The sequence below is a fragment of the Halalkalibaculum roseum genome (assembly GCF_011059145.1).
Taxonomy (GTDB): domain Bacteria; phylum Bacteroidota; class Rhodothermia; order Balneolales; family Balneolaceae; genus Halalkalibaculum; species Halalkalibaculum roseum.
The window spans coordinates 415300-428812 of sequence record NZ_JAALLT010000002.1 but is presented as its reverse complement, the minus strand read 5'-3'; the positions used below and the strand labels follow the sequence as shown (position 1 = coordinate 428812).

The window sequence follows — 13513 nt, the reverse complement described above, 5'->3', positions numbered from 1 at the left end:
TCTTAATTATTCTTTAGTAAGGTTTTCATTTACTCCAACAATCCATTTCTGTCGCCAGCTGAATTTTGGACTATATCCTACCACTAATTCATAATTGCCCGGCTCGGTTGCCGTAAATAAAAAATCAGCCGTCTCGCCAACTCCAAAACGCGGACTCTCTTCAATTTGAACCTGCTGACTTTCCGGAAGGTCCGCGCCGTCCTTTGCCAGGGCCATGATGGGATATGATTCTTCACCTTTCAACATTCGTACAGAAATATTCCCTGCCGGAGCGATATTTATCACACGTATTCTGTGTAATTCTCCTGCCTTTATCTGAATATCCGGCTGTTGCACTCTGCCATTGAGTTCCACATCACTAAAAGCTTGAGGATTTGGGGTTCTCCACTGAACGATGTAGACATGATCGGTATCAGGATCATACGTTTTGCCCTCCGGCAACACTACAAGACCACCGTACAGTCCGCCGGTAAGCTGATGTATATCGTCAAGATGACTATGGTAAATAAAAGTTCCGGACCTCATATGGGATAGCTTATAAGTGAATTCTTTGCCCGGAGCAATGATGGGAGAAACTTTTCCATCCGATGCACTCCAATTCGGAACACCGTCTGCCCAGCTGTCAAGCTCCAGCCCGTGCCAGTGAACTCCGGTGGGTATAGACATGCGGTTAGATACCGTGACATTCGTACTTTGGTATTGCTTCATTATCAATAATGGTCCCGGGGCTGTTAATTTAACAGAATCCGGTTTGTAGTACGGATCAAGTGAAAAACCAAACCGGGAAAGCGAATCAGTTTTATACTCATTGGCATATAATTTCAACTCCCTCGGCTCTCCCCTTGAAATCAAATCCGTCGGTCCCGGAGAAACTTCAATACCCATAACCAGTCCTGCCATATGAACATGATCTTCATCCAATTCCCCGGCACCGGGCAGTCGTATTTCGGGGGACACGTGAAATGACAAATGGCAATGAAACAGCCAATTTCCGGGCCTCTTTGGTACCCATTCCATCATCATGGTCTCTCTCCTCCTCATAAATTCAGTAACAACAGTTCTAATCTCATTGTCATTATAATGTCGATCTTTAAGCCAATCGCCTCTAGAGGTTATATCGTAGTAGAACCCATGAAGGTGCATAGGGTGATTCCTGTTTGAAGCGTTGATCACTCTCCACCTGAGGGTATCTCCTACCGATGGACGTATCCGTTCCGTATAAGGCCAGGAGAGTCCATTGATAGTCAGAGATTCAAACCAGGGCACATCATATTTGAGAGTGTCGGCTCTTTCGCTAAAAATATTAATCACCATTATCCTGTCTTCCGGTGAACCTCCTTTAGGATCAATAACTAATGCTCCCGCAAGCTGATCCATTTCTCCCATATCCGGTAAAATCCCCATTCCGACACGTATCCAGTACAAATAAGTGCCAGGCTCTCCGACACCGAACTCAATTAATTTTGACTGCCCCGGCTCTATTAACAAACTATCCGACAACTCCGAAGGTCGCGTGTGTAAACCAAAAACAGTTATCGAGGAATCGGGAAGTTTATTATGGATTTTTGCCTTTATGACAGTTCCCGCTTCTACCCTGAGTAACGGGCCGGGTATTTGTGGTGCCTTTCCCTTTTCACCTATAGCCCTCACCCTAAGACCGGGGCGATCTTCCGTCTCCATTCGGAAAGCTGCCCAACTGACCTCCAGTTCTACTGATAAAACGTTTCCGGTAAGCTTACCGGCAGTAATTGTATTATCGTTTGCAGAGACTCTGGGTAGAGTCACATCAGTACCGGGGCGAATTAATCGCTCTGTTGTTTGAGAAATAGCAACATTTAGCGTTAGAAATAACAGGCATAACAACAAGAAAAACCGGTTTGTTAGACAACACATACACCATCCCCTTTTATTTTATGAAAGGCCGCCCTTCTATTATCCCGAATTAAATTATTTAGGCCTAATTAATTGATATTTTTTCATTTATATAATTGAAGAATGTAAACCTAATAGGTTTTACTTCCTAAGGGTTATGGTTATGAAATCCTAATATTTCGATACCCTTTATGATAAGTGTTTTTCAAAGTTTACCGATTAAGTGAAGTTAACTATAAATCGAATAATTATTCACTCTTTGGGAAAGTCTACTCGTCGGACGTACTGTTTAAAATAGGCTATACGTCTTCTAATCTATACTGAACATACTCCCGGCCCTATTGAAATACTTTTAACCCAATTTCCTGACCATTACGTAATGCTTAGAGCTTAAATTTGTTTCCGAAAATAACTCTGAATAAAATATTTTATCCGGGAATAGTTATTCTTAAAAGCCGGTGTGTCCTTATAGTTGAACGACAGGAATATACATGCCTACAATACAGCTAAATCATGAGGATTCCCTGTAGCAATCTTATTAATGAAATGTGTAAGATTTTATCGCCGGTCGATTACATCAATTACTTGAAAATATATATGAAATCATTATTACTACTTTTAACCCTTATTTTCCTTTTGTTAGCCGGCTGTTCGGACAATACCATACAGGTTGAAGAAGATCGAATAATTGGTACAGTCAATCAGAATCAATTGACTGTATTCAACAGCAGTGACCAGGACATTTATTATGCCGTGTTTGATCAGTCCATTCTGCCGTTTATTCTCTGGGCTCCTATTTCATCAGAGGAGAACAGAATTGCCGGTTTCCATAAAAAAACCTTTGAAGTCAGTGATATTTTAAGCGGAGACAAAACAGCCGGGACTATCGTTTTTTATTTCTGGGTGGAAGAAAAATCGGAAGATGCCAACATAAAGTTTGTAAGCTTTGAAGTCACCGAATAACAGCGTTCTCTTTTAAAATCTTATGTTAGATATGGGATACTAAGGTGCAATCCAGTCCCCTTGCCATTCTTCTTCAGGATTGTCTCTTTTAAATTTTAGTCGAAGGTGCTCTTTGCCCGCCAGTTGCAGAATCTCCATTTCGAATGGTACACATTTCAAAACGCAGAAGTATTCAGATGTAAACTCTTTTGGCCAATTGTGGGCATCGGATGGATTTTCAATACGCTCGCCCGGTGCTACCAGTGGCGTATAGGCTTTTTGGGCGGCTCCGTGCACATCACTCTTCCAGTACTCTTCGGCAACCTCGTCATCGTTGTGGATAGCTACCTCGGCTTTTAATGTAACCTGCACCTTATGGTGATCATGCCAGAATAAGAGCGCTGCATTCCCAATCGATTTAAGCTCATTGACTTTATGTGTACGGGCATCGGTATAGAGAGTCACGGTGCCATCTTTGTTTATCTCCCGGTTAATCAGCATCCGGATATTTGGTTCCTCGGCGGCAGGGTCAAAAGTGGCGAGGGATACATACCGGTAGGGATGCCTGCTGTCTCGTGAGCCTTTTTTGATTTCATTAATAACTGTGGATAAAGCCTGGCTAGGTTTGTTCTTCGCTTTTATAAGCATATGGAGATAAAATTTGCGATTAGATAGTACCATGCTAATTAAGAAATGAACGGGCAAATCTTAACAGCGCGATAATATAACAAGAGTTTTGCCATGAAGTGCCACTGATTTCACGGATTTCGATAAGAACTGAATTGAGAATCTAATTTCTACACTCTATAGCTATTCCTTACCATTTAGTATCGATACTAATGCTCTTAGAGCATTTTTAGCTATTTAAAATACCCATTCATCACAAAAACATGGCTACTTGCCAATGTTTTGCAACATATTCCAATCATTCCTCGTATCGGCATTCAGTAAACAAAAAATTCTAATGAGATATATACAAACAACCGGTTAGGGATTATGAAACGAACAAAAAATATTTTTCTGATGAGTCTGATTGGGGCTCTCGCCGTTCTTAATTATTCTTGCAGCTCTGAAACCCAGTCAAAAGACGTGGAAGATAAGGACTCTACTGCCGCCATTCCCGTCGAGATGGCATCCGCCCAGCGAGGCACTATTTCGGCCTACTACTCCACCACCGCCACCCTGGAAGCCGAAGAAGAGGCTATGGTTGTAGCTAAAGTGCGTGGTGTAGTGCAGCAGTTGAATGTAGAAGAAGGTGATTTTATTGAGAAGGGAGATATTATGGCTCGCCTTGAAGACGAACAGCTGGAAATCGAAGCTACTCGTGCCAAAGCTACCATGGACCGGCTGTATAATGACTACCAGAGAAATAAGGAGCTTTTTGAAAGAAAGCTTATCAGTGCCGAGCAGTATGAAAATTCAAAATTTGAGTACGAATCCCAGAAAGCCGAATACGAATTGACCAAACTGAAACTGGAATATACACAGATTAAGGCACCGATCAGCGGGGTGGTTTCGCAACGGATGGTGAAGGTTGGAAACATGGTAAACACCGACCAGGAAGCATTCAAGATAACCGATTTTGATCCCCTGTTGGCAGTACTGCATGTCCCCGAGCACGAGATGAACAAGCTCAGAAAAAATCAGACTTCCGTCATTCAGGTGGATGCCATCAAAGGCGAAACCTTTACAGGTAAGGTTCTCAGAATAAGTCCGGTAGTAAACCCCGAAACCGGGACATTTAAGGTAACTATAGCTATCAAAGACGAATCCGGGAAACTAAAACCGGGGATGTTTGGAAGGGTTCGCATTGTATATGACACCCGTGAAAATGCGCTCATGATCCCAAAAGAAGCGGTGATGAATGAGGATGGTGCAAGCAGCGTATATGTACTGAATGATAAGCTGGTATTCCGCAGAGCTATTGAAACCGGGTACGTAAACGGCTCCAACATAGAAGTACTTACCGGCCTTCAGGATGGTGATTCTGTGGTAACCATAGGGCAAAGCAGCCTTCAAGACAGTGCCCTGGTACAGATTGTCTCCTATTAAATACCAACTGATGTCAGACTGAACCCATGGCCGTCAATCGACGCCTGTATTTGAGAACCTTAACCGGTTTAACGGACAGAAGTCCGCACATTCTGATCTTAATTTGACACTCCAAAGAAGATGAAAATCATAGACTTTTCCATACGCCGCAAAGTGACAATAGCGATGTTTACGCTTGGGATTATCCTGTTCGGATTCGTCTCACTCAGCCGGCTGAAAATTAACCTGTTGCCTGAGTTAAGCTACCCTACTCTTACCGTTCGTACCGAGTATGAAGGTGCTGCTCCGGCAGAGATTGAAAACCTGATCACCAAACCTATTGAAGAGGCTTTGGGTGTCGTCAAAAATGTTGAGCGGGTCAGATCCATTTCACGGACCGGCCAGTCTGACGTGACCCTTGAGTTCGCCTGGGGTACGGAAATGGATTTTTCAAGTATTGACGTTCGCGAGAAGCTGGATGCCCTTCAGCTCCCCCTGGAAGCCGATCGACCGGTCATCCTTCGATTTGATCCTACGCTCGATCCTATCATGCGCTATGCTTTCTTTATTGAAGAGAAAGAACCGGATGAACGGGATGTCAATTTTGCTTCGCTAAACGAGCAGAATGAGGTTTCTGATATCAGCAACCTGAAGAAGCTGCGCCGTTTTGCAGACGAGCAGATCAAGAAAGAGCTTGAGTCATCCACAGGGGTGGCCTCTGTTAAAATAAGCGGTGGACTTGAAGAAGAAATTCAGGTAGCCATCGACCAGGAGCGACTATCACACCTGGGCATTTCTCTAGACCGGGTAACTCAGATACTGGGAGCTGAGAATATCAACCTTTCAGGCGGTAAGCTCGAAGAGGGAACCCAGCAATACCTGGTGAGAACCCTAAACCAGTTTCAGAATGTCGACCAGATACAAAACGTAGTTGTTACCATTCAGGAAGGTACCCCGGTCTATCTCAAGGACATTGCAGAGGTATCCCAGGGCTATAAAGAGCGGGAAGCCATCACACGTTTAAACGGACAGGAAGCGGTAGAAATAGCGATCTATAAAGAAGGTGACGCCAACACCGTGAATGTAGCGCAGGCTGTTGAGCGAAATATTAACAACTCCCGCAATAACCTTCCGGAAGGTACCAGCATCCAGAAAGTTTATGACCAGTCAACATTTATTTCCTCGGCTGTTGATGAGGTTGTGAATGCCGGTATTATAGGAGGTATACTTGCCATCATAGTGCTCTACCTCTTCTTGCGCAATTTCTGGGCCACCGTGATCATCTCGTTATCCATACCTGTTTCAGTGATTGCCACTTTCAATCTCATGTACGGCAATGACATTACACTTAATATCATGTCGCTGGGCGGTATAGCGCTGGGTATTGGACTACTCGTTGACAACTCCATCGTGGTTTTGGAGAATATCTCCAGACATAAAGCAATGGGTAAAAATATGCTCAAGGCTGCACAGGATGGTGCCGGCGAAGTCGGTACGGCCGTTGTTGCCTCTACCCTTACCACCATCGCGGTGTTCTTCCCATTGGTATTTGTTCAGGGTATAGCCGGGCAACTGTTCCGCGATCAGGCCCTGACCGTTACCTTTTCCCTGCTTGCATCACTGGTGGTTGCCGTGACCCTGATCCCAATGCTCTCCTCTTTGGCAGGACGGGAGAAAAAGAAAATTGAGGAACCGGAACTAAGGGAGCCTAAAACCAAAGTGGGACGATGGATGCGTGCCGCACGGCTCTTCCTGTTCGTCACAATCCCCACGTTTATTATGAAAATCATCAAAACGATTTTCCGAAAAACAAGCCGGGGATTGATGTTCCTTATAAATCCGGTTCTGAACCTTTTTGAAAGCGGGTATATGGCTATAGAAAACCGGTATCCAGCAGTACTGAAATGGGCTGTGGAAAGACGTTTTATAGTAGTCACTTTGGCATTCCTGACACTTCTGGGTTCCCTGACACTGGTACCTAAGCTGGGTATGGAATTGATCCCATCCCTTTCACAGGGTGAATTCAAAGTGGAATTTCAGCTTCCCCCGGGTACTCCAATTGAGAACACTGATAAAGCTCTAAAGACCGTTCAGAAGGCTGCCGGTGATTTAAACAGGGTACAATCTTCATTCGCCGTTGCAGGTTCCGGAAATAAAATGGACGCCAACCCCAATCAGGGTGGCGAAAACTGGGGTGAACTGGATGTGGTTCTTACATCAGGCGCCGGCAGAGACGAAGAGGAACTGGCTATGGACCGTTTGAGAGATGACCTCCAAATGGTACCCGGTCTTAAATATAAATTTTCACGCCCTGCCCTCTTTACCTTCAAAACACCCGTAGAAATTGAAATATCGGGTTACGACCTGGATAAGCTCAAAAAAGTGAGCGACCTTCTTGCGCGAAAGCTCTCAGGTAATGACCGGTATACTGATGTGAAGTCAACCATGGAGCTGGGTAGCCCGGAAATACAGATACAGTTTGATCGTGCAAAAGCAGCTGCACTTGGGTTACAGGTGTACGAAATTGCAGACCTTGTGGTTGGCAAGGTACGAGGAGATGTCGCCACGCGATATTCCTGGAGAGATCGAAAAATTGACGTACTGGTACGTGCCCGTGAAGAAGACCGATCGTCTATTGATAAAATCCGCAACCTCATTATCAATCCGAACAGTAATCAACCGGTTACACTGGCAAGTGTGGCTGAGATAAATGTAGCCACCGGACCAAGTGAAATACGTCGTGTTTCCCAGCAGCGGGTAGCGCTGGTCACAGCTAACCTCAGCTATGGTGACCTGGCAACAGCAGCTGAAGAGATACAATCTATCTTAGACGAAACAGCTATTCCACCAGGATTAACGGCACGCGTAGCCGGACAGAATGAAGAGATGTCCAATTCATTCCAGTCTTTGCTTTTTGCCTTGTCATTGGCTGTCTTCCTTGTGTACCTGGTGATGGCATCGCAGTTTGAGTCACTGCTGCACCCCTTTATAATTCTCTTTACCATACCGCTTGCCCTGGTTGGAGTTATCCTTGGTTTGTGGATCACCGGATCCACAATTAGCGTGGTCGTATTTATAGGACTCATTTTACTGGCAGGCATTGTGGTAAATAATGCGATCGTGCTGATTGATTTGATTAACCAGTATCGTGAAAGAGGCATGGAAAAGATGCAGGCCGTTATTGAAGGCGGTAAGTCTCGTTTGCGTCCTATCCTTATGACTACCCTTACTACTACCCTTGGCTTGTTGCCACTGGCCATAGGTTTTGGCGACGGGGCGGAACTTCGGGCACCAATGGCCATCACTGTCATATTCGGATTGGTGGTATCGACCCTTCTGACTTTGGTAGTGATTCCTGCCATGTACGCTATCATGGATCGAAAGAATTACGACACAGTAGCTCTTAACACCGAGGGGGAATAATTATGAATTTCACTGAGCTTTCCCTTAAGCGTCCGGTTACAAGCATAATGATATTCATATCATTTGTAGTAATCGGTATCATTTCAAGCCGCATGGTGCCGCTGGAATATTTCCCGGATATCTCCTTCCCCGGTGCCTACATATCCATACCATACCCGAACTCCACCCCGGAAGAGGTAGAACGAAACATCACCCGTCCGGTCGAAGAGGCCATATCGACGATCAGCGGACTAGAAGAGATCAGTTCCACATCCAGTGAAGATCAGGCCGGAATCTTTGTTCGCTTTAAAATGGGGTCAGATATCGGGCTGAAAGCCATGGAAGTAAAAGAGAAAATTGACGGGGTACGCAACCAGCTCCCCGATGATATGGAGCGCGTCTTTATCAACAAGTTCTCCGCGCAGGATAATCCCATGATGAACCTGCGAATATCCAGTGAACGGGATCTTTCTAATGCCTATGATCTGCTTGACCGAAACCTCAAACAGCGCATAGAACGCATTAACGGGGTTGCCAAAGTGGATCTGTATGGGGTAGAAAAGAAACAGATTCGTATTGAGTTGATTCCTGAGAGAATCGAAGCACATAACGTCAACCTGAATGAATTGGCCGGCAAACTTCAGCAGAGCAACTTTTCAATGACTGCCGGTAAAGTAGATGAATCAGGGAAACGTTACCTGGTCCGCCCCATCGGTGAAATTACCACTGTCGAAGGTTTTGAAAACCTTGTCATTGGTCCAAACAATCTCCGGGTACATGATATTGCTACTGTAAACTATGAGACACCGGAAGTAAATTATGGAAGGCACTTGGACCGGAAATACGCTATCGGCCTGGATGTATTCAAAGAGTCAGGTGCCAATACCGTTGCCGTCGGTGACAGGGTTATGGAGGAGATCGCTGTTATCAATCGCCTGCCTGAGATGAGGGGCATCAATATTTATGAAATGCACAACCAGGCAACCGGTATCATCAGTTCATTGACGGAGCTGTTAAATGCAGGCTTGCTGGGCGGACTTTTCTCAATAATGATTCTATTCTTTTTCCTGCGGCAGATCAGTACTACGCTGATTGTAGCACTGGCAGTACCTTTCTCACTTATTGTAACCCTGGGCTTCCTCTACTTTCTGGATCTGTCACTTAACATCCTGTCGATGATGGGTCTGATGCTAGCCATCGGTATGTTGGTGGATAATGCTGTAGTAGTCACAGAAAGCATTCATCGTACTCAGCTTGATAACAAAGATCCCAAGGATGCCACTATTAAGGGTGTTAAAAAAGTAGCTATGGCGGTGACAGCAGGAACCTTGACAACGATCATCGTCTTTCTTCCAAACATCATCAGTGAACTGTCGATGATTGCCGTACAGCTCTACCATGTCGCCATAAGCATCATCATAGCCCTGGTGGCCTCCCTGTTTATTTCTCTTACGGTCATCCCTATGCTGACCTCCAAGATCAAACCTCCCAAGAAAAAAGAGAAGAAATATTTTGTAGATAAACTGGAGGTGAAGTACGAAAAAATGCTTGGTTGGCTGATGAAGCACAGGTACTCCTCGTCAGCTCTGATTATGCTTACTATTTTCAGTGCTGCCATACCCCTGGGCATGGTCAATGTTGATATGTTCCCCCGTGAATCTTCCAGGGAACTGTACCTGCACTACAATCTAAATGATACATACACGCTGGATACCGTGGAAGAATCAGTTTTCGTAATTGAAGATTACCTCTACGAAAACAAAGAGAATTTCGAAATCGAATCGGTTTATACCTATTACCAGGGTGAATATGCACAGTCAACCATACTTCTCACAGAAGAAGATGATGCAAAAAAAGACGTGACCCTGATTAAAGAAGAGATCGAAGAGGGACTCCCTCCTATCAGTATCGGTGCTCCTTCATTCGAATATGCAAGCCGAAACAACAGCGAACAGGTACAGGTCTATCTAATTGGTGAATCTTCTGAAGAACTTATCGCTCTATCTGAGGAGGTTATTCGTAGGCTCGAATCGAATCCCGGATTTGCAGATGTCCGTTCTGAAGCTGAAGCCGGAACCGAAGAAGTACAGCTGGTAGTGGATCGACAACGGGCACAGAATTTCGGATTGAACAGTCAGCAAATTGCCGGTATGGTTTCCAACTCCATGCGAGGTATGAATCTGAGACGTGTTCGCGGCAATAGCGGTGAAATTGACGTAGTATTGGCCATGCAGGATTCAGACCGGCAAACGATCACCGACCTCAAGAATCTTCCTATAAATATCAGTGAAGACCAGACGGTAAAGCTCGCATCACTGGCTGACTTTCAAATTAGCAGCGGTCCGCGAAGTATCCAACGTCAGGACCGTCAGACTTCGCTTGGCATTAATATCAACCTGGACGATATCAACATGGATGAAGCCCGGCAAGAGATTGCCAGGGTAATGGATCAAATCAACTATCCTGCCGGTTACGGATGGAGCTACGGTCGCAGCTTCAACAATGACCAGGAAGCCATGGATGAAATGATTATCAACATGCTGTTGGCCATGTTCCTTATTTACCTGGTTATGGCCTCACTGTTTGAATCCATACTCTTTCCTTCAAGTATCATCAGTTCCATATTCTTTGCTATAATCGGGGTATTCTGGTTCTTCTTCATAACCGGTACGACTTTCTCCTTCATGGCCATGATCGGTATACTCATATTAATGGGTATCGTGGTAAACAATGGTATTGTACTGATTGATCATATTACGCAGTTGCGTAATGAAGGCTATTCCCGTTTTGACGCCGTAACCAAAGGAGGACGAGATCGCATGCGTCCTATATTAATGACTGCCGGCACCACGGTTCTCGGATTGATTCCGTTGTGTATAGGTACTACACAGATCGGTGGGGACGGGCCTCCCTACTTCCCCATGGCCAGAGCTATCGTGGGCGGATTGACGTTCTCAACTGTTATCACTCTGGTGATACTTCCCAGCATCTATATCATTCTTGATGATATTAAACTATGGGCAGGCCGCGTCTGGCAAAAAGCCGACGCCTAGTTTAGTATAATTTTTCTAAGGGTGTGTTCCTCTTTCATTAAAGCAGAAACACACCCTTTTCTATTCTGTCATTTGTTATTTCATTGCGGCAAGTAATCTCATCAAAGCTTTTTTAAGCGAGTCAATCATCAAGTCGATGCCCATAGTTGACCCATAATCACCTTTCTTTGATATTCGCCTTCGCCTTTACTAAACTGCCGCCTTCATCTCAACTTATTAAACGATAAGACCTTGCAAACAAACAATACCTACCGGGAAAAGTACACCATCCGTTCATCGGAAGTAGCCCCGGATGGAAGAGCAAAATTGCAATCCATTTGTGATCTGCTTCAGGAAACGGCAGGAAATCAGGCCTTGAAACTGAATTTTGATATTTCTCAATTGAGAGAGCAAAATCTGACCTGGATGCTGCATCGTCTTCATGTTAAAATGGATGCGTTTCCTTACTGGCGGGATGAGATTAGTATCAAGACCTGGCCCTCCAGCGGTGATACATTACGGGCATATCGTGATTTTGAAATAATGGTTTCAAATGACCAGCGAATCGGAAAGTGCCTAAGCTACTGGTTAATGATAAATGTTGAATCCAGAAGGCCCGTGCGCATTCCGGAGGACGTCCTGAAAATGGCGCCGGCTGATGTGGAACACGTTCTTGAGGTGCAGAAAGGGAGAATTGATTTTGATGAGGAACCATCCGGATCAGAACAATTTCGCGTCAGGCGCAGTGATCTGGATATGAACGAGCACGTAAATAACGTAAAATACATTGAGTGGGCACTCGATGCTTTACCGTCCGATCATCGATGCAGTGAAATCGATATAGAATTCTTAGCAGAGTGCACTGAGGGTGATGAGCTATTGTCAGAGTTTGCAGGTACCGAAACAAATGGCTTCAGCAGATGTCATCGTATCATCCGGAAGAGTGACGGAAAAATCGTGGCAAGAGCACTTAGCTCATAGCTGCTTCAGCTATTCTTCTTTATATCCATCCCGGCATCGCCTTTCCTGCTGTACTTATCGGGGTTATCAGTCATCTCCCTAAATTCCGTAATGGATAAGAAGACACCTGTAAAAAATAAAACAACTACTAATAGTCCGAAAAGTAGAAGATAATCAGTCATATTAGTTACCCGTACCTGAACGTTTCAGATAACTGCCGAAACCAAGAATACTCGGCACCCACACACCTACAAATACAGCACTTTCGCTCTCTCCCTGCATCCATAGGTATACCGACAGTGCCAAAGAAACCACTGCTGCGGAAATGATAAAGTAATCCGATTTGCTAAAAATCATCTCTCTGTGACTCTGTTTCAATTCAATTTTAAAAAAACAGAATCGCCTTTATCGTTCCGCTAACCTTTATTGTGCCTAGTCCCAGTTTGGAGCAAAACTCGGATTTACAAGCCTTTCTGACTTCTCTAGTCGGTCGATGCGGTCGAATTCCTCATCACTAAGCTCGAAATCAAAGATGTCGATATTGGCTTCCAGGTGCTCCCGACTGCTAGCTTTGGGTATAGCTACTACATTCTCTTGTTCGATGAGCCAGCGCAGTGAAATCTGGGCGGGACTCTTTCCATGTGTCTCACCGATTTCCTGCAATACCTCATTTTCCATTACCTTGCCCTGGGCAAGTGGACTGTAAGCTGTCAAGAGGATGTCCTTTTCCATAGCATAATCCAGCAGATCAAGTTGATCTAGGAAGGGATGAAATTCTACCTGATTGCAAAAGATAGGCGCCCTTATCTCATCATTGACCTCTTTCAACATGGAAAGTGGAAAATTACTCACTCCGATATTCATCGCCTTTCCCTGGTCACGCAGTACCAACATGGATTCAATGGTTTTACGCAAATCATACTGGTCATTCGGCCAGTGAATAAGTAACAAGTCAACATAAGGCGTGTCCAGATTCCTTAGGGTCTCTTCCGTAGTCTGGAGTACATCTTCAGAATCAAGATTGGTATGCCAGATTTTTGTGGTGAGAAAAATATCTTCGCGTGAGACATTCGAGACGCCCAAGGCCTCTCCAATCTCTCTTTCATTTTTGTACATTTGTGCGGTATCAATATGACGATACCCCATTTCAAGCGCCATTCTAACAGCATTTGAACATTCCCGGTCATGTAATTTATAAGTTCCTAAACCTATCTCAGGAATGTCGATGCCTTGTACATTTTTATATTGCATGTGCTAAGTAAGTGTGCTCCTCC

At 44.7% G+C, this 13513-nt stretch carries 10 protein-coding genes; 5 read left to right on the top strand and 5 right to left on the bottom strand.

Annotated features, from left to right (window positions below):
* Positions 1-6: 6 nt before the first annotated feature.
* Entirely contained in the window at positions 7-1785 is a 1779-nt protein-coding gene (locus tag G3570_RS05955; RefSeq protein WP_346267224.1) for a multicopper oxidase domain-containing protein, read from the bottom strand.
* A gap of 684 nt (positions 1786-2469) precedes the next feature.
* On the opposite strand from G3570_RS05955, the gene G3570_RS05950 reads away from it, so the two are divergent.
* On the top strand, positions 2470-2835 hold the full coding sequence (locus tag G3570_RS05950; RefSeq protein WP_165140256.1) for a hypothetical protein: 366 nt from the start codon (positions 2470-2472) through the stop codon (positions 2833-2835).
* A 39-nt stretch (positions 2836-2874) separates the two neighbouring features.
* Here the strand turns inward: G3570_RS05950 and G3570_RS05945 are convergent, their stop codons facing one another.
* Complete coding sequence (locus G3570_RS05945; RefSeq protein ID WP_165140254.1) at positions 2875-3462, bottom strand: pyridoxamine 5'-phosphate oxidase family protein; 588 nt, start codon at positions 3460-3462, stop codon at positions 2875-2877.
* A 348-nt stretch (positions 3463-3810) separates the two neighbouring features.
* On the opposite strand from G3570_RS05945, the gene G3570_RS05940 reads away from it, so the two are divergent.
* From G3570_RS05940 to G3570_RS05925, 4 genes are all read left to right on the top strand, one after another.
* The gene (locus G3570_RS05940; protein ID WP_249066739.1) at positions 3811-4866 is read left to right on the top strand and encodes an efflux RND transporter periplasmic adaptor subunit; all 1056 of its coding nucleotides are present in this window, start codon (positions 3811-3813) and stop codon (positions 4864-4866) included.
* Positions 4867-4986: 120 nt separating this feature from the next.
* On the top strand, positions 4987-8268 hold the full coding sequence (locus tag G3570_RS05935) for an efflux RND transporter permease subunit (protein WP_165140252.1): 3282 nt from the start codon (positions 4987-4989) through the stop codon (positions 8266-8268).
* A 2-nt stretch (positions 8269-8270) separates the two neighbouring features.
* Positions 8271-11300 (top strand): efflux RND transporter permease subunit, encoded by a 3030-nt coding sequence (locus tag G3570_RS05930; RefSeq protein ID WP_165140250.1) that lies wholly within the window; start codon positions 8271-8273, stop codon positions 11298-11300.
* A gap of 231 nt (positions 11301-11531) precedes the next feature.
* A complete protein-coding gene (locus G3570_RS05925) occupies positions 11532-12260 on the top strand; it encodes an acyl-[acyl-carrier-protein] thioesterase (RefSeq protein WP_165140248.1) in 729 nt (242 codons plus the stop codon).
* Between the two features lie 5 nt (positions 12261-12265).
* Here the strand turns inward: G3570_RS05925 and G3570_RS05920 are convergent, their stop codons facing one another.
* The 3 genes from G3570_RS05920 to G3570_RS05910 all read right to left on the bottom strand — a co-directional run bounded on the left by G3570_RS05920 (position 12266) and on the right by G3570_RS05910 (position 13490).
* On the bottom strand, positions 12266-12421 hold the full coding sequence (locus G3570_RS05920; RefSeq protein ID WP_165140246.1) for a hypothetical protein: 156 nt from the start codon (positions 12419-12421) through the stop codon (positions 12266-12268).
* Position 12422: 1 nt separating this feature from the next.
* Complete coding sequence (locus G3570_RS05915; RefSeq protein ID WP_165139551.1) at positions 12423-12596, bottom strand: hypothetical protein; 174 nt, start codon at positions 12594-12596, stop codon at positions 12423-12425.
* A gap of 75 nt (positions 12597-12671) precedes the next feature.
* Complete coding sequence (locus tag G3570_RS05910) at positions 12672-13490, bottom strand: aldo/keto reductase (protein WP_165140244.1); 819 nt, start codon at positions 13488-13490, stop codon at positions 12672-12674.
* Positions 13491-13513 lie beyond the last annotated feature (23 nt).

Excerpts from the sequence above, each read along its gene's own strand:
- G3570_RS05950 (WP_165140256.1), top strand. The coding sequence starts at position 2,470 with ATGAAATCATTATTACTACTTTTAACCCTTATTTTCCTTTTGTTAGCC.
- G3570_RS05945 (WP_165140254.1), bottom strand. The coding sequence starts at position 3,462 with ATGCTTATAAAAGCGAAGAACAAACCTAGCCAGGCTTTATCCACAGTT.
- G3570_RS05940 (WP_249066739.1), top strand. The coding sequence starts at position 3,811 with ATGAAACGAACAAAAAATATTTTTCTGATGAGTCTGATTGGGGCTCTC.
- G3570_RS05935 (WP_165140252.1), top strand. The coding sequence starts at position 4,987 with ATGAAAATCATAGACTTTTCCATACGCCGCAAAGTGACAATAGCGATG.
- G3570_RS05930 (WP_165140250.1), top strand. The coding sequence starts at position 8,271 with ATGAATTTCACTGAGCTTTCCCTTAAGCGTCCGGTTACAAGCATAATG.
- G3570_RS05920 (WP_165140246.1), bottom strand. The coding sequence starts at position 12,421 with ATGACTGATTATCTTCTACTTTTCGGACTATTAGTAGTTGTTTTATTT.
- G3570_RS05915 (WP_165139551.1), bottom strand. The coding sequence starts at position 12,596 with ATGATTTTTAGCAAATCGGATTACTTTATCATTTCCGCAGCAGTGGTT.
- G3570_RS05910 (WP_165140244.1), bottom strand. The coding sequence starts at position 13,490 with ATGCAATATAAAAATGTACAAGGCATCGACATTCCTGAGATAGGTTTA.